This is a genomic window from Zoogloea sp. JDB1 (genome assembly GCF_056724025.1).
This window is the reverse complement of the sequence record NZ_CM161496.1, coordinates 2,386,220-2,404,748: the sequence shown is the minus strand read 5'-3', so window position 1 is coordinate 2,404,748 and position 18,529 is coordinate 2,386,220. Positions and strand designations below refer to the sequence as shown.

Sequence of the window (18,529 nt, the reverse complement as noted above, 5' to 3'; positions counted from 1 at the left end):
AGTCAAGCCGGCTGCGGCAGGCGCGGCGGCATCAGGAAATCCCGCGGCTGACGACACAGGCGCTGCCACAGGCGCCGCCGCAGCTCCTTCAGGTCCGATTTCGGCAGGCTGTAGGCGCGTACGGCGGTCAGCAGCGACAACGCGAAACTTACTCCCAGATTAAGCACGAACATCACCGCCACCCCGGCGATCGCCAGCACCAGCAGACTGGTGCTGGGCTCCACGTCCAGCGCCGACGCAGCGAGGCTGAGGATGCCGGAGTTCAACGTCACGTGGCGCACATCCAGCGGAAGCCCGAAGAAGCGCCCCAGCACTGGTGTCATGCCGAGCATCAGCCCCAGGGAGATGTTGGTTGCCCAACCCGACATGTTGCGCGACACGATGCCGGCCAAGCGGATCATCCGCATGCGGCCGAAACGGTGGCCGAGGCGGTGTTCGGCAATCGCCTGCGGCAGACGGTGGTAGACCGCCCAGTTATCGACCCAGCCACCGGCCAGTGCCGCCAGGTACAGGATGCCGCCCGTCAGCGCGGCGTAAAACACCGTGCCGCTGTCCACCGGGCTCAGCGCATGGAAGACGTAATCCGCCTCGGCACGGTTCAGGTAGGAATGGCCGGTTGCCCATTGCCAGGCCGCATCGAAGGCATAGGCGCCGCAGGCCACCACGATTACGTTGGCGATGGTGGCCGCGAGCTGTGAGCGGCAGATGCAGGCGGCGTAATCGACGATGCGTTCGAGACGCGCCTCACCCTTGCTGTCGCGGATGATCGCCGCGAAGGTCGCCGCCGTCATCGCCGGTTGCTTGGTCGCCAGCATCAGGCCGAGCACCTGCAGCAGCAGGAAGCTGAGCGCGTAATTGAGGCCGGAGCCCAACCCCTCCAGGAACAAGGCCAGGCCGGCACCGGCAATCGCCATCTTCATCGCCGCGGTCGCCACGGTAAGCAGACCACCGCCGGCCGCCGCCAGCCAGATATGGCGATAGTCCTTCGGTGTCTCGGCAATGTAGTGCTCGCCGGTCTCGCCGGCCCGATCCACGATTCGCCGCTGAAGGCGGCGCAGGTTGCTACGCACCACATGCCACAGGCTGGTGCTCTCGTGGGCCGCGAAGGCCAGTTGCTGCAGCAGCGCCAGCGCCGGCGCCGGGCTCTCACGCCCGGCCTGCATCACCGCGACGATGGCCTCCAAGCGGGCCAGGCAGCGCTCCAGCACATCGAGGCCATAGACGATGTCCACGCTGATGCCTTCCGCTTCGAGGCGCGTGGAGATCACATGCATCTCGTCCCGGCAGGCGGCCACGCCGGCCGACCAGGCCTCCAGCAGCGGGCCTGGCAGACTCCCACGCTCCCACGCGCATAGCAGGTTTTCGCCACTGTCGGCCAGGCGCCGGAACGGCGAGCGGGACACCGGCCCCGGCTGGCTGCGCGTGCGCAACTTCTGGGACAGGCCCTGGCCCTGGATCCGCGCCAGCAGCAGGCGGACGCCGTCGGCCATGGCCCGCTCCAGCGCCGCCGTCATCGCCGGCTCGTCGGCCGGGAACAACAGATCGACTAGGCGCTGGAAGGACGACGGCTGCAGCCCGCGGACCAGCGTCAGGTCCCGCGTCCGCGTGTAGCTGCGGCTCATCAGGTGGCCCAGGTCGTGGTCGTCCCGCGGCGACGGAATCAGCCGCGTGGTCAGACGGTCGCCGAATTCGGACAGGAAGCCCCGGTCGCTGGGGATGCCCACTTCGCCGAACAGGTTGGCCCCGTCGGTCTCGTCGAGCATCTGGCAAAGGGCGCGGCGGACTTCCGTTGCGAGCTCCGGATGGGCGGCCAGCACGTCCATCAGCACCGCGAAACGCTGGGTGGCCGAGCCGTGGACGTCGGCGGAGTCGATATAGACGTCGTTCCACAGGGCACCGCCGGCCAACCAGCCGTTGAGGGCCCGCCACGCGTCCATACGGTCGGGAAGATCGTCGGCGATCAGCAACGCCTGCAGGTGGATGGCCAGTTTGCGCAGGTCGCGCGGCCCCTGGCGATGGTTCGGGAGCACCGCATGGACGTATGCCAGCAGCGCATCAATGGAGGGGGTCTGTGTATTCTGCATATCACGGATGGACCCGGTCCGCGATCATTGGTTCGGCAGGACGGCCTGGCGGCCGCCCTGCCCGTACGGATCAGGCGGCGGCCAGTGCCTCGCCGTAGAGGGCCGAGATCGGCGCCTCGATGATCTCGATGCCGAGGCGTGCGCAGAAGCGGCGCTCCTTGGCGGTGGGCTCCTCGATCATCGCCCAAGCGGCCGGACCGGTCGCACAGTCGTAGATGATGTCGCTCATCACCATCCGCTCGGTGTCGCGATTGAGACGCAGGCCGAGGAACAGGTAGCGCTTGCCCACCCGGCGGGCCTTCAGGAAGGGCGGAATGGAGAAGCCGCCCATCAGCTCGGTGATGTAATCCACATAGTCGGCATCGGAGGCGATGAAGTCCGGTTGCGGCCACGGCGTACCCATCGGCTTGAAGAGCACCGGCAGCGAGCTGTCCACGCCTTCGTTGCTGACTTCCGCGTACTTCTCGCCGTCGTGCTGGTACAGCCGGTAGCGGAAGGCCGTACCGGCCATGCGGGCGATGCCCACCACCAGGATGTGCGGCGTCTTGGACCACAGGCGCTGCAGCTGAGTGTCCCGGTTGATGTCGATCACGTAGTCGGGATTGAAACCGGTCAGCCAGCCGTGGAAGGCCGAGTCGGTCCATTCGTCCGAGCCGTAGGTGGCGATCAGGAACTTGTTCACCGCCGCGCGGCCGCGCTTCAGCTCGACGTTCATCGCCGCCCGCGGGAATTCGTACATCAGCCGCGGCGCCATCGGCTGGCCGTTGTTCATGGCCAGGATGAGGCTGTTGCTGTCAGCCGGGATCGGCTTGCCGGAGACCTTGTGGGTGACGTGCGAGAGCGCGCCGGCGCCCAGGTAGGGAACGATGTCGCCGGAAGCGAGGCCCGCATGCAGGCTGGCCAGGAGATCGGCAGGAATGGTCTGACTCATGGATGACTCCGTGGGGATGGAGAAAAAGGAGGGCAAACGCGGAAATCGCGGCAAGCGTCGCACCGGCCGCTTGCCGCGGCCGGCGGACAAACGAGCCGGTGCGTACGGAAATCAGGCATGCAGGGCCATTGCGGGCGGCGCGAAGGCCGCCAGCGGCAGCCCGTCCTCGGGGCCGAAGCAGGTCGGGCGGTCGTTGCACACCGTGCAGCTCGGCGCCCGGCAGGCATGCACCTCGGCCCGGTCGCAGAGCTGTTTGTAGAAGAATTTCTTCCACTTCATGTCGCCGCTATTGAGGCCGTGGAGGACCGGGAAATGGCTCTGCAGCACCTCACCGAGCATGTGGCGGGACGGCAGGCCCATGTCCTGCCACAGGTGGTTGGCCGACATGCAGGCGGTGGACACCGCGCAGGCCAGCCACAGGCTGCGGGTGTCGTCCTCGGCGCGGTGGTCCCACAGCAGGGCCAACAGGTCGGAAAACTCATCGAGAGAATTGGACGGGCGCGGCGCGGCCTTCTGCATCGCGCGCAGGGCCAGATGGGTATTCCACTCCAGGTAGGGGAATTCGCTCTCCAGCAGCCAGGCGAATTCCTCGACGCCCAGGCCGGCGATCGGCGCCGAATACTCGGCCGGGCGCAGCGCGGCGCCGGCGATCACACCGGCCAGCGCGATGGTGGTCACGTCGGACGGATCGCCGGCTGCAGCGAGGAGTTGCAGGTTCAGGTTGGCTGGGCTCGCCATGATGGCCTCCGAAAAGATTGACCTCGAATGCCAGTCTTTACGCAAAGCCCGTGCCATACCCGGAATGGCCCCCTCCGCGCCGCCAATGCCGCGCCCGGCGCGGGATTCCGACAGTTTGTCGGTCGCCGCACACAGCCCGCCGACGCGGGCTTCCCGCCAGTTGTCGTATTCGCGACAAGCCCCGTACGGAACGATTCGGCAGGGACGCGGGGACGCGCCCCTGAACGCAACCGCCTAGAAGGTGGTGACCTGCACCGAGTAGAGGCCGCCGATCACCGCGAACTCGTCCTCGCCCTTCAACATGCCGGGCAGCAGGTGGTTATAGAAGAAGATCTTGGTCAGCGGAACCTCGGCCTGCAGGATGTAGTCACCGAACTCGCTGGCCCGCTCGCGGGACGTGGAGAAGGAATTGAGATTGTTGAGCAGGTAAATGCTGTCGGAGCGGCCACCGCCGGCAATCCGCTCATGGGTATCGAGCTTGTTCACGCCCCGGTACAGCGTCAGGTGCGTGCGGTCCGGGTCCGGCCGGTGTAGCTCGTACTGCGTATAGGCATATAAGAGATCGAGCTGCGCCTCAAGGGCGTTGGTGCCATACAGCCCGGCTGACCTCGCCTCCAGGTAGCGCCAGTAAACCTCGCTGCCAGTGTCGGCCAGCGAGCCCCGGTGGTAGCGCGGCGTCAGCCCGAAGCGCGACTCCACCCAACCCTTCAGCACGGCCGCCTCGCGGCCGTCCGCATCGAAAGCCCAGCCGCGCACCACGCGCTGGTAATTGCTGTTGCCACGCGCCGGCGCCCGGTTGCGGCACGGCGCCAGGCGCCCGAGGTCCGGGCTCAGCCCGGCCTCCTCCAGCGCCTCCAGGCGGAAGCTCACCACCATGTAGTCAACGAAACGCTGGGCCCTCAGGGCTACGTCGGGCAGCGCATCGAGCATGTCGAACAGGCTGCGGTGCAGTTCCCACACCCCGTCGATGACCAGCGGCGCCGGATTCCGCTGGTAGGTCAGGCCGCCGATGATCGCCGCCGGCAGGTTGCAGCGGTTGATCGGCAGGCGCGCGCCCCTCGGCAAGGCCGGCACGCGTTCCTCCCCTTTCACTCCGACGACATCCTCCAAGCTGTGAAACTCCTTACAAAGCGTGGGGTCTTGTCGCATCCCACACGCGACAAGAGCACCTTACAAAAACAATTTAATCAAATTAATTCAATGACTTGAACAAACAAACAGGACATGGCACAGCGCTTGCGATTAAGTAATCACACGAGGCATAGGGTCTCGTCGGATTGATAAACCCAAGGAGAATCGAAATGGCACTGCGTCAATGCGCCATCTACGGCAAGGGCGGTATCGGTAAGTCTACTACCACCCAGAACCTGGTAGCGGCTCTGGCCGAAATGGGCAAGAAGGTCATGATCGTCGGCTGCGACCCGAAGGCTGACTCCACCCGCCTGATCCTGCACTCGAAGGCCCAGACCTCCGTCATGGCCCTGGCTGCTGAAGCCGGCTCCGTCGAAGACCTCGAACTCGAAGACGTCCTGTCCGTCGGCTACGGCGGCGTCAAGTGCGTCGAATCCGGTGGCCCGGAACCCGGCGTCGGCTGCGCTGGTCGTGGCGTTATCACCGCCATCAACTTCCTGGAAGAAGAAGGCGCCTACGACGAAGACCTGGACTTCGTGTTCTACGACGTGCTCGGCGACGTGGTGTGTGGCGGCTTCGCCATGCCCATCCGCGAGAACAAGGCCCAGGAAATCTACATCGTCTGCTCCGGCGAAATGATGGCCATGTACGCCGCCAACAACATCGCCAAGGGCATCGTGAAGTACGCCAACTCCGGTGGCGTGCGTCTGGCCGGCCTGATCTGCAACAGCCGTAACACCGACCGCGAAGACGAACTGATCATCGCCCTGGCCGAGCGCTTGGGCACCCAGATGATCCACTTCGTGCCGCGTGACAACGCTGTGCAGCACGCCGAAATCCGTCGTATGACCGTGATCGAATACGATCCCACCCACAAGCAAGCCGACGAGTACCGCACGCTGGCTCGCAAGGTGTTCGAGAACAAGAAGTTCGTGATCCCGACCCCGATCGAAATGGAAGAACTCGAATCCCTGCTGATGGAATTCGGGATCATGGAGCAGGAAGACGAATCCATCGTCGGCAAGACTGCCTCCGAACTGGCCGCCTAATCAGCGCCAAGCCGTACCCTGGTGCCGGCTGCGCCCGGCCGGCACCTTCTTCGCCAACCTGATTTCGTCGCCGCAGATTAGCGGGACGCAAAAGGAGCAACACCATGGCTGCGCTTACGCGTGAAGAGACCGAAGCCCTCATCCAGGAGGTGCTGGAGGTTTACCCCGAAAAGGCCAAGAAGGATCGTACCAAGCACCTCGCGGTGAACGATCACGAGGCCAATGCCAAGAAGTGCATCACCTCCAACCGCAAGTCCCTGCCCGGCGTGATGACCATCCGCGGCTGTGCCTATGCCGGTTCCAAGGGCGTGGTGTGGGGTCCGATCAAGGACATGATCCACATCTCCCACGGCCCCGTCGGCTGCGGTCAGTACTCCCGTGCCGGTCGTCGCAACTACTACGTCGGTGTCACCGGGATCAACGCCTTCGGTGAAATGAACTTCACCTCCGACTTCCAGGAACGCGACATCGTCTTCGGCGGCGACAAGAAGCTGGCCAAGCTGATCGACGAAATCGAAGAGCTCTTCCCGCTGAACAAGGGCATCTCCGTGCAGTCCGAGTGCCCGATCGGCCTGATCGGCGACGACATCGAAGCCGTTTCCAAGAAGGCTACCGCCAAGTTCGGCAAGACCGTCGTGCCGGTGCGCTGCGAAGGCTTCCGCGGTGTTTCCCAGTCCCTCGGCCACCACATCGCCAACGACGCGATCCGTGACTGGGTGATCGGCAACCGTGACGCCAAGGAATTCGCCTCCACCCCGTACGACGTGGCCATCATCGGCGACTACAACATCGGTGGTGACGCCTGGTCGTCCCGTATCCTCCTCGAGGAAATGGGCCTGCGCGTGGTCGCCCAGTGGTCCGGCGACGGCACCCTGGCCGAAATGGAGAACACCCCGAAGGTCAAGCTGAACCTCCTCCACTGCTACCGCTCGATGAACTACATCAGCCGTCACATGGAAGAGAAGTACGGGATTCCCTGGGTTGAGTACAACTTCTTCGGCCCGACCAAGGTCGAGGAATCCCTGCGCAAGATCGCCACCTACTTCGATGACACCATCAAAGAAGGCGCCGAGCGCGTGATCGCCAAGTACAAGGCCATGATGGACGCCGTCATCGCCAAGTACCGTCCGCGCCTCGAAGGCAAGAAGGTCATGCTGTACGTGGGCGGCCTGCGTCCCCGTCACGTGATCGGCGCGTACGAAGACCTGGGCATGGAAGTGGTCGGCACCGGCTACGAATTCGCCCACAACGACGACTACGAGCGCACCGTCAAGGAAATGGGCAATGCGACCCTGCTGTACGACGACGTGACCGGCTTCGAATTCGAAGAGTTCGTCAAGAAGGTCAAGCCTGACCTCGTCGGCTCCGGCATCAAGGAAAAGTTCATCTTCCAGAAGATGGGCATCCCCTTCCGTCAGATGCACTCCTGGGATTACTCGGGCCCCTATCACGGTTACGACGGTTTCGCGATCTTCGCCCGTGACATGGACATGACCCTGAACAACCCCTGCTGGAAGACGCAGACCCCGCCGTGGAAGAAGAACGACGACGCAGCCCCGCTGGCTGCCGCCGCCTGATTCCGTAGCAAGTCTGTTGCATCGGCCCTGCCCTCGCGGCGGGGCGACGCAAGCCCCATGCGGGTGACGACGCCTGTCGCCACCCACCTTTCCGACCTGTTGCCTGGGTCCGCAGATTGGCGGCCGGGCTGGGAGACGAGAAATGCAAGAAGTCGACGACATCAAGCCGTGCTATCCCCTGTTCCGCAACGACGAGTACAAGGACGTTCTGAAGCGGAAGAAGGATGACTACGAAGAAGGCCACGAAACCTCCAAAGTTGACGAAGCCTTCAAGTGGTCCACCACCGCCGAGTACCAGGAACTCAACTTCAAGCGCGAAGCCCTGACGGTCAACCCCGCCAAGGCCTGCCAACCCCTCGGCGCCGTGCTGTGCGCGCTGGGCTTCGAAAAGACGATGCCCTACGTCCATGGTTCGCAGGGCTGCGTGGCCTACTTCCGCACCTACTTCAACCGTCATTTCCGCGAGCCGGTCTCCTGCGTGTCCGACTCCATGACGGAAGATGCAGCCGTGTTCGGTGGCCAGAAGAACATGTTCGACGGTCTCGCCAACGCCAAGGCGATCTACAAGCCGACCATGATCGCCGTGTCCACCACCTGCATGGCCGAGGTGATCGGTGACGACCTCAACGCGTTCATCAACAACGCCAAGAAGGAAGGTCACCTGGAGCAGGAATACCCGGTCCCCTTCGCACACACCCCGTCCTTCGTCGGCAGCCACACCACCGGCTGGGACAACATGTTCGAAGGCATCGCGCGTTACTTCACCCTCAACGCCATGGACGACAAGGTTGTCGGTTCCAGCCAGAAGGTGAACTTCGTGCCGGGCTTCGAGACCTACCTCGGCAACTATCGTGTCATCAAGCGCATGATGGGTGAAATGGGTGTCGACGCGACCCTGCTGTCCGACCCCACCGAAGTGCTCGATACCCCGTCCGACGGCAAGTTCCGCATGTATGAAGGCGGCACCACCATCGACGAGGTCAAGACCGCGCCGAACGCCATCACCACGGTTCTGCTCCAGCCGATGCAGCTGGAAAAGACCAAGAAGTTCGTCGAGAACACCTGGAAGCACGACGTTCCCAAGCTCAACATTCCGATGGGCCTGGACTGGACCGATGAATTCCTGATGAAGATCTCGGAAGTCACCGGCAAGCCGATCCCCGCCAGCCTCGAGCTGGAGCGCGGCCGCCTGGTGGACATGATGGGCGACTCCCACACCTGGCTGCACGGCAAGAAGTTCGCGCTGTATGGCGACCCGGACTTCACCCTGGGCCTGACCAAGTTCCTGATGGAATGCGGTGCCGAGCCGACCCACATCCTGTCCAACAACGGCTCGAAGAAGTGGGCCAAGGCCATCGACAAGCTGCTCGCCAGCTCGCCGTACGGCATCCACGGCAAGGCCTACCCCGGCTGCGACCTGTGGCACATGCGCAGCCTGGTCTTCACCGACAAGCCTGACTTCCTGATCGGCAACTCCTACGCCAAGTACATCCAGCGTGACACCCTGCACAAGGGCAAGGAGTTCGAAGTTCCGGTGATCCGCCTCGGCTTCCCGATCTTCGACCGTCACCACCTGCATCGCATGACCACCCTCGGCTACGAAGGTGCCATGTACATGCTCACCACCCTGGTGAATGCGGTGATGGAACGTCTCGACGAAGAAACCCGCGGCATGGGTACCACCGACTACAACCACGATCTGGTTCGTTAATCGGCATCCCCGCAAGCCCCCGTCCCCGGACGGGGGCTTCGGCACGAACAGAAGGAGTACACCGACATGGCGAACATCATGATCCGGCGCAGCGACAACGGCTCGTTGTCGTTCTACCTGCCCAAGAAAGACCTGGAAGACGACATCGTCTCCCTCGAATTCGACACCCCCGAGCGCTGGGGCGGCGAGCTCGTCCTGAAGGACGGCAGCCGCTGGTACTTCGATCCCCTCGAAACCCAGCCGCGCCTGCCCATCACGGTCAAGGCCAAGCGGGTGGGTGGCGAAGACGACTGATCTCGCCGCAACGGAACCTCCCCAGCACGGATCGCGCAGCCATGGCCATGGAGATCAGACAAGCCCTGTGTGTCTTCTGCGCCGACTGCGAAACCGTCTGCCCGACCCATTCCATCCAAGCGTCGGGCGGGACGGTCCTGATCAACCAGGATAGCTGCACCGAGTGCGAGGGCCATTTCGACGAGCCCCAGTGCGTCTCGGTGTGTCCGACGGACGGCTGCATCGTGCCCGCGCCCTGAGCAGGACGACCGGCACGACCTCCAGCCCAAGGAGCGCAACCATGAGTGAAACCGCCCCCCTCACCCGCGAGATCGCCCTGCGACTCGCCCTGGCAGTCCGCGAAATGCCCGAACTCGACCTGCGCGGCTTCATTGGCGTGGTCTCCGAACGGCTCGGCCTGCCCCTCACCGCCGACAAGCTCGGCGGCGTCACCGTTGCCGACCTGAACCTGTGGCTGGCCGGCGAAGACGGCAAGACCACCGTCGACAAGGAAGCCATCAAACGCGCCGTCCGCTTCCTGTGGGGCGAAGGCGTCGACGACGGCCTGCCCAAGCCGCAGCCCTACGCCGACGGCGACCTGCCCAACAGCCTGCGCGTCGCAATGGCCTCCAACCACGGCGAACTGGCCGACGGCCACTTCGGCTCCTGCCAGCGCTTCCTGATCTATCAGGTCAGCACCACCGACAGCCGGCTGGTGGCCGTCCGCGGCACCGCCGAGGCCGACGCAGAAGAGGACAAGAACGTCGCCCGCTCGGCGCTGATCTCCGACTGCCAGTTGGTATACGTCCAGTCTATCGGCGGCCCCGCCGCGGCCAAAGTCGTGCGTGCCGGCGTGCATCCGGTCAAGTGGCCGGCCGGCGGCCCGGTGACCAACGCCCTCGCCAAGCTGCAGACCGCCATGCTCGCCCCACCGCCCTGGCTGGCCCGCGTGATGGGCGTCGAGCCGGCGTCTCTGGCGCGCTTCGCCGAGGACACGGAAGTGGAGGAGGCCGAATCATGAACGCCCCCAACGCCCTGCCCCCGCGCCCGCAGATCACTCCCGAGCTGGCCCGCGAACTGGCCGGGCGGGTCAAGGCCCACAACGGCTCCACCGAAATGCTCGTCGTCATGCGCGTCGAGCATCCCGGCCTGCGCCTGCTGATCTGCAACGAGGACGACATTCCGGCCCGCATGCCAACCTGGCTCGAGCACGATGGCGTCGCCATGTACCTGCTGGATGCCACCGAGCACTGCGTATCCCTCACCACCAATGAGGATCGCGCCTGCGGCATCGTGTTCACCCTGCTGTCCGGCGACGATGACTGACAGGGGCGCCCATGGCCTGCGCGTGGTGGCCGCCGACTGTGCCGGCTGCCACCACGCCGATCTCCTCGCCGCTGGCCAATGCACGCCCGGCGACCGCTGCGTGGTGGCGATGAGCGGCCGCCAGATCGACCGCTTCTTCCGCGCCAACCCCGCCGAGGCCGAGGCCTACCTGGGCGACGATTTCTGGGAGCGCCGCGCCATCGCGGCCCGCTATGCACCGCTGGAAAGCATCGACCACCTGATGCACGACGCCGATGAGGTCGTGCGCCGCGTCGTCGCCGGCCGCATCCCCGACGAACGCCTGCCCGAGCTGATCCAGGACCCCGACCGGGACGTGCGCGCCATCGCCGTACAACGCATGCCCGCCGAACAGCTCGAATGGGCGCTGAAGGACATCGACTACCTGGTACGCATGTTCGCGGTCCGCAAGGTTTCCCACGGCTTGCTGCGCCCATTGATCCACGACCCAGAGCGGGAAGTCCGCAAAGCCGTCGCCGGCCGCCTGCCGCCCTTTGCGCTGAGCTGCTACGCCGACGACAGCGAGGCGGAGGTCCGCCGCATCGCCGCCGGGCGCATGCTCCCCCCGGATGCTGCGAAGATGCTGGCCGATCCCGACTGGTCAGTGCGCCTCGCCGCCGTCGCCCAGGCACCGCTGGACGCCATCAGGGATCTGCTCGATAACGAAATCGACGAGGAAGTTCTGCGCGCAGCCCGCGAACGCCTGACCGGCGCCGAGCAACACGTCGGCTGACGCCTGGAAGCGTGCAGGGGCGACAAACTCGCCCCGTGCCGCCGCCTACGACATCCACTGCCGCTGGAAGGCCGGCCTGGGCTACCATCGCCCGATGCTGCCCATCCTCTTCCAGGACGAACACCTCGTCGCCATCCACAAGCCCGCCGGGCTACTGGTCCACCGTAGCGAACTGGACCGCCACGAAACCCGCTTCGCCGTGCAGTTGCTGCGCGACCAGCTCGGCCGCCATGTGTATCCCGCCCACCGCCTCGACCGCGGCACCTCCGGCGTGCTGCTGTTCGCGCTGGACAAGGACACTGCCCGTGAACTCGGTGTCCAGTTCGAACGCCAGCAAGTCCTCAAGACCTACCTGGCCGTCGTCCGCGGCCATCCGCCGGAAGCGGGGCACATCGACCATCCGCTGTCGCGCCGCCGCGACGACAAGGAATGGGTCGGCGAACGCAGCTCGGAGGAGGCCCAGTCAGCCGTTACCGATTTCCGCCGCCTGGCCGTCTGCGAACTGCCCCACCAGGTGGACCGCTACCCGACCAGCCGTTACGCGCTGCTCGAACTGACGCCCCACACCGGCCGCCGCCACCAGATCCGACGCCACCTGAAGCACATCGCCCACCCCATCATCGGCGATTCGACCTTCGGCAAGGGCCGGCACAACCGGCTGTTCCAGCAACTGTTCGATTGCCAGCGCATGCTGCTGGCCTGCACCCGACTGCAGCTGACTCATCCCCGCAGCGGCCAGTTCCTCGACCTGGTTGCGCCCCCCGATGGCGAATTCGCCGCGTTGCTGGACACACTTCAGTGGTCGGAAACCCTGCCTGCTGCACGGCATGCCACCACGCCGGCAAGCATGCTTTTGTCCTGAAACCCCCAGCGTTATCCGCGTTCCTCGCCATGTGCATATCCACCTGGATCTTTCCTGTCGCTGAAGTTGATCGACGGGGATCGCACCCCTGCGTCATCGCGGCGCTTTATCCCGTAACAGAGGCCGGCTAAGATTGTCGGTCTTTTGTGCGACGCACCCGATGAACCTGTCCGAACGCCTCGACCTGTCCCGCCTGCCCTGGCCGCGCGCCGCCCGCTTCGTCACACCCCTCGCCTGGGGTGTCGCGCTGGCCTTGTCCGCCTGGGTGGCGGCCGACCTGTTCTGGCGTTTCAGTGCCCCCCGTGCGCCGGCCCTGCCCGTCGCCGTCCTGGCCGACCCACAGGCCGCCGCCCAGGCCATCGCCAGCCGGCACCTGATGGGCCAGTCCGGCAATGGTCCGGCAATCGTCGCAGCTCCGGTCGGCCGCTATACGCTGCAGGCCGTCGTCACTGGCAGCAACGGCCGCCCTGGCTGGGCAGTGATCGCCATCGACGGCGGCGCCCAGCAGGGTTTCGTCGAGGGCCAGGAGATCCAGCCCGGCGTCACGCTCGCCAGCGTTGGCCGGGACAGCATCGAGCTGTCCACCGGTGGCTCCCACCAGACGATCAAGCTCGTCGAGCGCGGCACGGCCGCGCCGGGTAGCGATGTCCAAGCCGCACAGCCAACGGCAATCATGCCTCCGCCTGCGGTCTTCCAGGCCCCGACACCGGCCAATGGCACCGACGCGCCCACGCAAACCCCATTCCCCGCCGGCTTCCCGGCGCAACCTGTCAGCAACCAATGAAACCAGCCCGCCGTCGCCCCGGGTTCTCCCGCCGCGTTCTCGCCGCCTGCCTCGCCTCCACCGTCGCCACGACCCTGACCCTGCCGGCACCACTGGCCTTCGCGGCCGACAACGGCACCGCCGCCAGCGGCGAGCCGGTGTCCCTCAACTTCGTGAATGCCGACATCGGCGCGGTGATCCAGGCCATCTCCAAGATTTCCGGGCGCAACTTCATCGTCAACCCGCGGGTCAAGGGCACCCTCAACATCGTCACCGCCCGCCCGGTGGCGCGCAACCTGACCTACTCGATCCTGTTGTCCGCACTGCGCCTGCAGGGCTATGCGGCGGTCGAAGGCCAGGGCGTCACCAAGATCGTGCCGGAGGCCGACGCCAAGCTGCACGCGGTGCCGGTCGGCAAGGGCGCTGGTGCCGGCGGTGGCGACCGCCTGACCACCCAGGTCTTCAACCTGAAAAACGAATCGGCCTCCCAGCTCGTGCCGGTGATCCGTCCGCTGGTGTCGCCGAACAACACGGTCACCGCCTACCCGGGCAACAACTCGCTGGTGGTCACCGACTACGCCGAAAACATCGGCCGCATCGCGCAGATCATCGAATCCATCGACGTCCCCCAGGGCGACATGCGCGTGATGCCGCTCAAGCACGCCTCGGCCCTCGACCTCGCCCAGACCGTCACCCGCCTGCTCAACGACGGCGCCAGCGGCATTGCGGCCACTGCGCCGGGCACCGGCGGCGACGCCAGCCAGCGCGTCACGGTGATCGGCGATCCGCGCACCAACAGCCTGCTGATTCGTTCCGACAACCCGTCGAAGATCAATGCCGTGCGCCAGCTGGTGGCCAACCTGGACCAGCCCGGCGCCGCCGGCAACATCCACGTAGTGCACCTGAAGAACGCCGAAGCCGTGAAGGTCGCCCAAACCCTGCGCGCGGTGGTGTCCGGCGAAGCCGGCTCACCCACCGGAACCGGCACGGGGAGCCAGGGCAGCAGCTTCGCCCCGACCGCAAACTCCACCGGTAGCACCAGCAGCTCCACGACGAGCGGCTCCAGCACCAGCACGATGGGCACGACGCCGTCGTTCAGCAACAGCAGCACGAACAACAACGGCACCGGCAACGGCTTCATCCAGGCCGACCCGATGACCAACTCGCTGATCATCACCGCTCCGGACGCCATCTACAACAACATCCGCAAGGTCATCGACGAACTCGACAAGCGCCGCGCGCAGGTCTACGTGGAAGCGCTGATCACCGAAGTCAGCACCGACAAGGCCGCCGAAATCGGCATCCAGTGGCAGGCCGGCAAGGTCGGCTCCACCGGCGCATACGGCGGGACCAGTTTCAACTCGAACGGCAACAACCTCCTCACGCTAGCTGCCGGCCTGGCGTCCAGCTCGTCGACGACGCTGCCCGGCAACGGCCTCAACCTGGTCCTCGGCGGCGGCACGATCACCGTCGGCGGCAAGCAGATCGCCAACCTGAACATGCTGGCCCACTTCCTTGAGTCGGACACCAAGGCCAACATCCTGTCCACGCCCAATCTGGTGACCCTCGACAACGAGGAAGCCAAGATCGTCGTCGGCAGCAACGTGCCCTTCGTCACCGGCTCCTACGCCACCACCGGCGGCACCACCACCAACCCCTTCACCACCGTCGAGCGCAAGGACGTCGGCCTCACGCTGAAGGTCAAGCCGCAGATCTCCGAAGGCGGCACCGTACGCCTGCAGATCTACCAGGAGGCCTCGGCCATCATCGCCTCCACCGCTTCGGCCACCAACGGCCCGTCCACCACCAAGCGCTCCATAGAATCCACCGTGCTGGTGGACGACGGCGCGGTGATCGCCCTCGGTGGCCTGGTGGAAGACACCTACAACGGCGGTGTCGAGAAAGTGCCCGTGCTCGGCGACCTGCCCTACGTAGGCAGCCTGTTCCGCTACACCACCCGCAGCCGCGGCAAGACCAACCTGATCGTCTTCCTGCGCCCGGTGATCCTGCGCGACGCGGCCAGCATCCAGGGCATCTCGTCGGACCGCTACAACTACATCATCGGCCAGCAGCGCAACATCGACCGTAGCGACGCGCTGATGCGCGGCGAGCCGAGCGCCCCCGAGCTGCCACCGCCGGGCAGCCCGGCGCCGACTGTGCCCTTCTACCGCATTCCGGAGCCGGCCGCCGCCATAGCCCCGGCCCAGGCCACGCCGTCCAACCCATGAGCGCCCCGTCGCTGCCCTATGCCTTCGCCAAGGCCCACGGCGTCCTTGTCGCCGCCCACGGTGGCGAGCACGCCGATCTGATCCTGCGCGAAGGCGCCGACCTGGCCGCCGTCGCCGAAGTACGCCGCAGCCTCGGCGTGCCGCTGCGCATCGAGACCCTGCCCCGCGCAGGTTTCGAGGCGCGCCTCGCCGAAGCCTATTCCGGTGCCGACGACAATGCCGCCGAGGTGGTTGCCGACGTCGGCCAGGAAGTGGACCTGACCCAGCTGATGACCGAACTGCCGGCCGTCGAGGACTTGCTGGAAACCCAGGACGACGCGCCGATCATCCGCATGATCAACGCGCTGCTGACCCAGGCCGTCCGCCAGGCTGCCAGCGACATCCACATCGAACCCTACGAGCGCCACTCGGTCGTGCGCTTCCGCCGCGATGGCGTGCTGGTGGACGTGGCTCAGCCGCACCGTGCGCTGCACGCTGCAATGGCCTCGCGGATCAAGATCATGGCCAGCCTCGACATCGCCGAGAAGCGCCTGCCCCAGGACGGCCGCATCGCCCTGCGCCTGGCCGGCCGCCAGGTGGACGTGCGGGTGTCTACGTTGCCGACCACCCACGGCGAGCGCATCGTGCTGCGCCTGCTCGACAAGGGCAACGGCCAGCGCAGCCTCGACAGCCTCGGCATGGCGGCCGACACCGTCGCCCCCTTTTCCAGGCTGCTGGCCGAACCCCACGGCATCCTGCTCGTCACCGGCCCCACTGGCTCCGGCAAGAGCACCACGCTGTACGCGGCGCTGCAGAGCATGGACGCCCACAGCCTCAACATCGTCACCGTCGAAGACCCGGTCGAATACGACCTGCCCGGCGTCGGCCAGATCCAGGTCAACAGCCGCATCGACCTCAGCTTCGCGCGGGCCCTGCGGGCGATCCTCCGGCAGGATCCGGACGTGATCATGATCGGCGAGATCCGCGACCTGGAAACCGCCCAGATCGCCGTGCAGGCCAGCCTCACCGGCCACTTGGTGCTGGCCACGCTGCACACCAACGACGCTGCCTCGGCCGTCACCCGCCTGGTGGACATGGGCGTCGAGCCTTTCCTGCTGGCGTCTACGCTTCGCGGCGTGCTGGCCCAGCGCCTGGTGCGCAAGCTGTGCCCGGCCTGCCGCACGCCGGAAGCGACGACCGCCGCCGACCGCGAACTGCTCGGCGACAGCGCGCCGGCCCAGCTGTGGCACGCCACCGGCTGCCCGGAATGCTCGCGTACAGGCTACGCCGGCCGCAGCGGCATCTACGAACTGATCGTGGTGGACGACGCCTTCCAGCGCCTCATCCACACCGGCGCCGACGAGGCCGCGCTGCGCGCCCACGCCCTCGCCCACGGCACCCGCAGCCTGCGCGACGACGGCCTGCGCCTGCTCGCCGGCGGACTCACCTCGGCGGAAGAACTGCTCCGCGTGACCCGCGAATGACAGCGTTCCGCTACCGCGCCCTCGACGCCGCCGGCAAGGAATCCGCCGGTGTCCTCGAAGCCGACACCGGCAAGGCCGCCCGCGGCCTGCTGCGCGAACGCGGCCTGTTTCCGCTGGAAGTCGCCTCGGTAGCCCAGGGCGCCAATGGCAGCAAGGTCGCGCGGCGCAAGCTGAAGGACGCCGACCTCACCCTGCTGACCCGTCAGTGGGCCACGCTGCTGGCCTCCGGCCTCACCGTCGAACAGGCGCTGGCAGCCCTCATCGAGCAGGCCGAAACCGAGGCTACGCGCCAGCTGCTGGCCGGCGTGCGTTCCGAGATCCTCGCCGGCTACAGCCTGCGCGCCGCGCTGGACCGCTATCCGCAGGCCTTCTCGACGCTTTATCGGGCCTCGGTGGCGGCCGGCGAGAAATCCGGCGAGCTGGCCAAAGTGATGACCGAACTGGCCGACTACCTGGACCGCAGCAACGCGCTGCGCACCAAGACCCTGCAGGCCCTGCTCTACCCGGCCATCGTCGCCAGCGTGGCGCTGATGGTCATCATCGGCCTGATGACCTACGTGGTGCCGCAGGTGGTGTCCGTCTTCCAGCAAAGCAAGCAGGCGCTGCCGCTCCTCACCCGCAGCCTGATCGTCGTCAGCGCCGTGCTGCGGGAATGGGGCTGGCTGATGATCCTGGTGATCATCGGCGCCTTCCTGGCGGGCCGCAGCGCGCTGCGCGACACCGCCGTCAAGCGCCGCTGGGACGCCTGGCTGCTGCGCCTGCCAGTGCTCGGCCGCCATTTGCGGACCCTCGACGCGACCCGTTTCGCCAGCACCCTGTCGATTCTCGCCGGCAGCGGCGTGCCGCTGCTCGCCGCGCTGGACGCCGGCCGCCAGGTGATCAGCCGCCTGCCGCTGGCCGACGCGGTGGGCGTCGCCGCCGAACGCGTCCGCGAGGGCCAGCCCCTGTCCCGCGCACTGGGCGCCAGCCGCCAGTTTCCGCCGCTGCTGATCCACATGCTGGCCAACGGCGAAGCCACCGGCCGCATCGACGAACTCCTCGACCGTGCCGCCCGCCTGCAGCAGGCCGAACTCGAAAACCGCACCGCCACCCTCACCGCACTGCTGGAACCGATCCTGCTGCTGCTGATGGGCGGCTTCGTGCTGCTCATCGTGATGGCGGTGATGCAGCCGATCATCGAAATCAACACCCTGATGAAATAAGGACGTACCGATGCTCAATCGCCTCCGCCGCAGCCGCGGCTTCACCCTCATCGAAGTGATGGTCGTCATCGTCATCCTCGGCGTGCTCGCCGCACTGGTGGTGCCGAAGGTCATGAGCCGTCCCGACGAAGCCCGCGTCGTCGCCGCCAAGCAGGACATCTCGGCGATCATGCAGGCCCTCAAGCTGTACAAGCTCGACAACCGCCGCTACCCCACCGCCGAACAGGGCCTGCAGGCCCTCGTGGTCAAGCCGACCTCCGCACCTGTGCCGGAGAACTGGAAGGCCTACCTCGACAAGCTGCCGATGGACCCCTGGGGCAAGCCCTACCAGTACGTGGTCCCCGGTCTGAAGGGCGACGTGGACGTGATGAGCTTCGGCGCCGACGGCGTGTCCGGCGGCGAAGGCTTCGACGCGGACATCGGCTCCTGGAGCCTGTGAT

18 protein-coding genes are annotated in these 18,529 nt (G+C 66.3%); 14 read left to right on the top strand and 4 right to left on the bottom strand.

What is annotated here, in order from left to right:
* Positions 1-2 precede the first annotated feature (2 nt).
* The 4 genes from AC1PPK_RS10780 to AC1PPK_RS10765 all read right to left on the bottom strand — a co-directional run bounded on the left by AC1PPK_RS10780 (position 3) and on the right by AC1PPK_RS10765 (position 4,845).
* Complete coding sequence (locus AC1PPK_RS10780; RefSeq protein ID WP_481117819.1) at positions 3-2,084, bottom strand: hypothetical protein; 2,082 nt, start codon at positions 2,082-2,084, stop codon at positions 3-5.
* A gap of 70 nt (positions 2,085-2,154) precedes the next feature.
* A complete protein-coding gene (locus AC1PPK_RS10775) occupies positions 2,155-3,015 on the bottom strand; it encodes an SIR2 family protein (RefSeq protein ID WP_481117818.1) in 861 nt (286 codons plus the stop codon).
* A 111-nt stretch (positions 3,016-3,126) separates the two neighbouring features.
* Positions 3,127-3,753 (bottom strand): nitrogen fixation protein NifQ, encoded by a 627-nt coding sequence (locus AC1PPK_RS10770; RefSeq protein ID WP_481117817.1) that lies wholly within the window; start codon positions 3,751-3,753, stop codon positions 3,127-3,129.
* 234 nt (positions 3,754-3,987) lie between these two features.
* Entirely contained in the window at positions 3,988-4,845 is an 858-nt protein-coding gene (locus tag AC1PPK_RS10765) for an NAD(+)--dinitrogen-reductase ADP-D-ribosyltransferase (protein ID WP_481117816.1), read from the bottom strand.
* A 209-nt stretch (positions 4,846-5,054) separates the two neighbouring features.
* Here AC1PPK_RS10765 and nifH point away from each other — a divergent pair, with 209 nt between their 5' ends.
* The 14 genes from nifH (at position 5,055) to gspG (ending at position 18,528) form a co-directional block, all read left to right on the top strand.
* Positions 5,055-5,933 carry a nitrogenase iron protein gene (gene nifH / locus AC1PPK_RS10760; RefSeq protein WP_481117815.1) on the top strand — a complete coding sequence of 293 codons (879 nt, stop codon included), beginning with the start codon at positions 5,055-5,057 and terminating at the stop codon, positions 5,931-5,933.
* 104 nt (positions 5,934-6,037) lie between these two features.
* Positions 6,038-7,510, top strand: a complete 1,473-nt coding sequence (gene nifD / locus AC1PPK_RS10755; protein ID WP_481117814.1) for a nitrogenase molybdenum-iron protein alpha chain — start codon at positions 6,038-6,040, stop codon at positions 7,508-7,510.
* 142 nt (positions 7,511-7,652) lie between these two features.
* A complete protein-coding gene (gene nifK / locus AC1PPK_RS10750) occupies positions 7,653-9,221 on the top strand; it encodes a nitrogenase molybdenum-iron protein subunit beta (RefSeq protein ID WP_481117813.1) in 1,569 nt (522 codons plus the stop codon).
* Between the two features lie 66 nt (positions 9,222-9,287).
* Complete coding sequence (nifT, locus tag AC1PPK_RS10745) at positions 9,288-9,515, top strand: putative nitrogen fixation protein NifT (RefSeq protein ID WP_481117812.1); 228 nt, start codon at positions 9,288-9,290, stop codon at positions 9,513-9,515.
* A 47-nt stretch (positions 9,516-9,562) separates the two neighbouring features.
* A complete protein-coding gene (locus AC1PPK_RS10740; protein WP_481117811.1) occupies positions 9,563-9,754 on the top strand; it encodes a 4Fe-4S dicluster domain-containing protein in 192 nt (63 codons plus the stop codon).
* Positions 9,755-9,795: 41 nt separating this feature from the next.
* On the top strand, positions 9,796-10,515 hold the full coding sequence (locus AC1PPK_RS10735; protein WP_481117810.1) for a dinitrogenase iron-molybdenum cofactor biosynthesis protein: 720 nt from the start codon (positions 9,796-9,798) through the stop codon (positions 10,513-10,515).
* On the top strand, positions 10,512-10,820 hold the full coding sequence (locus AC1PPK_RS10730; RefSeq protein WP_481117809.1) for a hypothetical protein: 309 nt from the start codon (positions 10,512-10,514) through the stop codon (positions 10,818-10,820). Before AC1PPK_RS10735 ends, AC1PPK_RS10730 begins: the two co-directional genes overlap by 4 nt.
* Positions 10,813-11,571: a 4Fe4S-binding leucine-rich repeat protein gene (locus AC1PPK_RS10725; RefSeq protein ID WP_481117808.1), complete on the top strand. Its 759-nt coding sequence runs from the start codon at positions 10,813-10,815 to the stop codon at positions 11,569-11,571. The genes AC1PPK_RS10730 and AC1PPK_RS10725 overlap by 8 nt, the downstream gene beginning before the upstream one ends.
* Positions 11,572-11,665: 94 nt before the next feature.
* Positions 11,666-12,433, top strand: a complete 768-nt coding sequence (locus tag AC1PPK_RS10720) for a tRNA pseudouridine(65) synthase TruC (RefSeq protein ID WP_481117807.1) — start codon at positions 11,666-11,668, stop codon at positions 12,431-12,433.
* A 160-nt stretch (positions 12,434-12,593) separates the two neighbouring features.
* Positions 12,594-13,217, top strand: a complete 624-nt coding sequence (locus tag AC1PPK_RS10715) for a type II secretion system protein N (protein ID WP_481117806.1) — start codon at positions 12,594-12,596, stop codon at positions 13,215-13,217.
* Positions 13,214-15,424, top strand: a complete 2,211-nt coding sequence (gspD, locus tag AC1PPK_RS10710) for a type II secretion system secretin GspD (protein ID WP_481117805.1) — start codon at positions 13,214-13,216, stop codon at positions 15,422-15,424. The genes AC1PPK_RS10715 and gspD overlap by 4 nt, the downstream gene beginning before the upstream one ends.
* The gene (gspE, locus tag AC1PPK_RS10705; RefSeq protein ID WP_481117804.1) at positions 15,421-16,887 is read left to right on the top strand and encodes a type II secretion system ATPase GspE; all 1,467 of its coding nucleotides are present in this window, start codon (positions 15,421-15,423) and stop codon (positions 16,885-16,887) included. Before gspD ends, gspE begins: the two co-directional genes overlap by 4 nt.
* Entirely contained in the window at positions 16,884-18,089 is a 1,206-nt protein-coding gene (gspF, locus tag AC1PPK_RS10700) for a type II secretion system inner membrane protein GspF (RefSeq protein ID WP_481117803.1), read from the top strand. The genes gspE and gspF overlap by 4 nt, the downstream gene beginning before the upstream one ends.
* Before the next feature lie 10 nt (positions 18,090-18,099).
* Positions 18,100-18,528: a type II secretion system major pseudopilin GspG gene (gspG, locus tag AC1PPK_RS10695; protein ID WP_481117802.1), complete on the top strand. Its 429-nt coding sequence runs from the start codon at positions 18,100-18,102 to the stop codon at positions 18,526-18,528.
* Position 18,529 lies beyond the last annotated feature (1 nt).

Coding starts and splice junctions, on each gene's coding strand:
- AC1PPK_RS10715 (WP_481117806.1), top strand. CDS start 12,594: ATGAACCTGTCCGAACGCCTCGACCTGTCCCGCCTGCCCTGGCCGCGC.
- gspF (WP_481117803.1), top strand. CDS start 16,884: ATGACAGCGTTCCGCTACCGCGCCCTCGACGCCGCCGGCAAGGAATCC.
- gspG (WP_481117802.1), top strand. CDS start 18,100: ATGCTCAATCGCCTCCGCCGCAGCCGCGGCTTCACCCTCATCGAAGTG.
- gspE (WP_481117804.1), top strand. CDS start 15,421: ATGAGCGCCCCGTCGCTGCCCTATGCCTTCGCCAAGGCCCACGGCGTC.
- AC1PPK_RS10775 (WP_481117818.1), bottom strand. CDS start 3,015: ATGAGTCAGACCATTCCTGCCGATCTCCTGGCCAGCCTGCATGCGGGC.
- nifD (WP_481117814.1), top strand. CDS start 6,038: ATGGCTGCGCTTACGCGTGAAGAGACCGAAGCCCTCATCCAGGAGGTG.
- AC1PPK_RS10720 (WP_481117807.1), top strand. CDS start 11,666: ATGCTGCCCATCCTCTTCCAGGACGAACACCTCGTCGCCATCCACAAG.
- AC1PPK_RS10730 (WP_481117809.1), top strand. CDS start 10,512: ATGAACGCCCCCAACGCCCTGCCCCCGCGCCCGCAGATCACTCCCGAG.
- AC1PPK_RS10780 (WP_481117819.1), bottom strand. CDS start 2,084: ATGCAGAATACACAGACCCCCTCCATTGATGCGCTGCTGGCATACGTC.
- AC1PPK_RS10770 (WP_481117817.1), bottom strand. CDS start 3,753: ATGGCGAGCCCAGCCAACCTGAACCTGCAACTCCTCGCTGCAGCCGGC.
- AC1PPK_RS10740 (WP_481117811.1), top strand. CDS start 9,563: ATGGAGATCAGACAAGCCCTGTGTGTCTTCTGCGCCGACTGCGAAACC.
- nifH (WP_481117815.1), top strand. CDS start 5,055: ATGGCACTGCGTCAATGCGCCATCTACGGCAAGGGCGGTATCGGTAAG.
- nifT (WP_481117812.1), top strand. CDS start 9,288: ATGGCGAACATCATGATCCGGCGCAGCGACAACGGCTCGTTGTCGTTC.
- nifK (WP_481117813.1), top strand. CDS start 7,653: ATGCAAGAAGTCGACGACATCAAGCCGTGCTATCCCCTGTTCCGCAAC.
- gspD (WP_481117805.1), top strand. CDS start 13,214: ATGAAACCAGCCCGCCGTCGCCCCGGGTTCTCCCGCCGCGTTCTCGCC.
- AC1PPK_RS10725 (WP_481117808.1), top strand. CDS start 10,813: ATGACTGACAGGGGCGCCCATGGCCTGCGCGTGGTGGCCGCCGACTGT.
- AC1PPK_RS10735 (WP_481117810.1), top strand. CDS start 9,796: ATGAGTGAAACCGCCCCCCTCACCCGCGAGATCGCCCTGCGACTCGCC.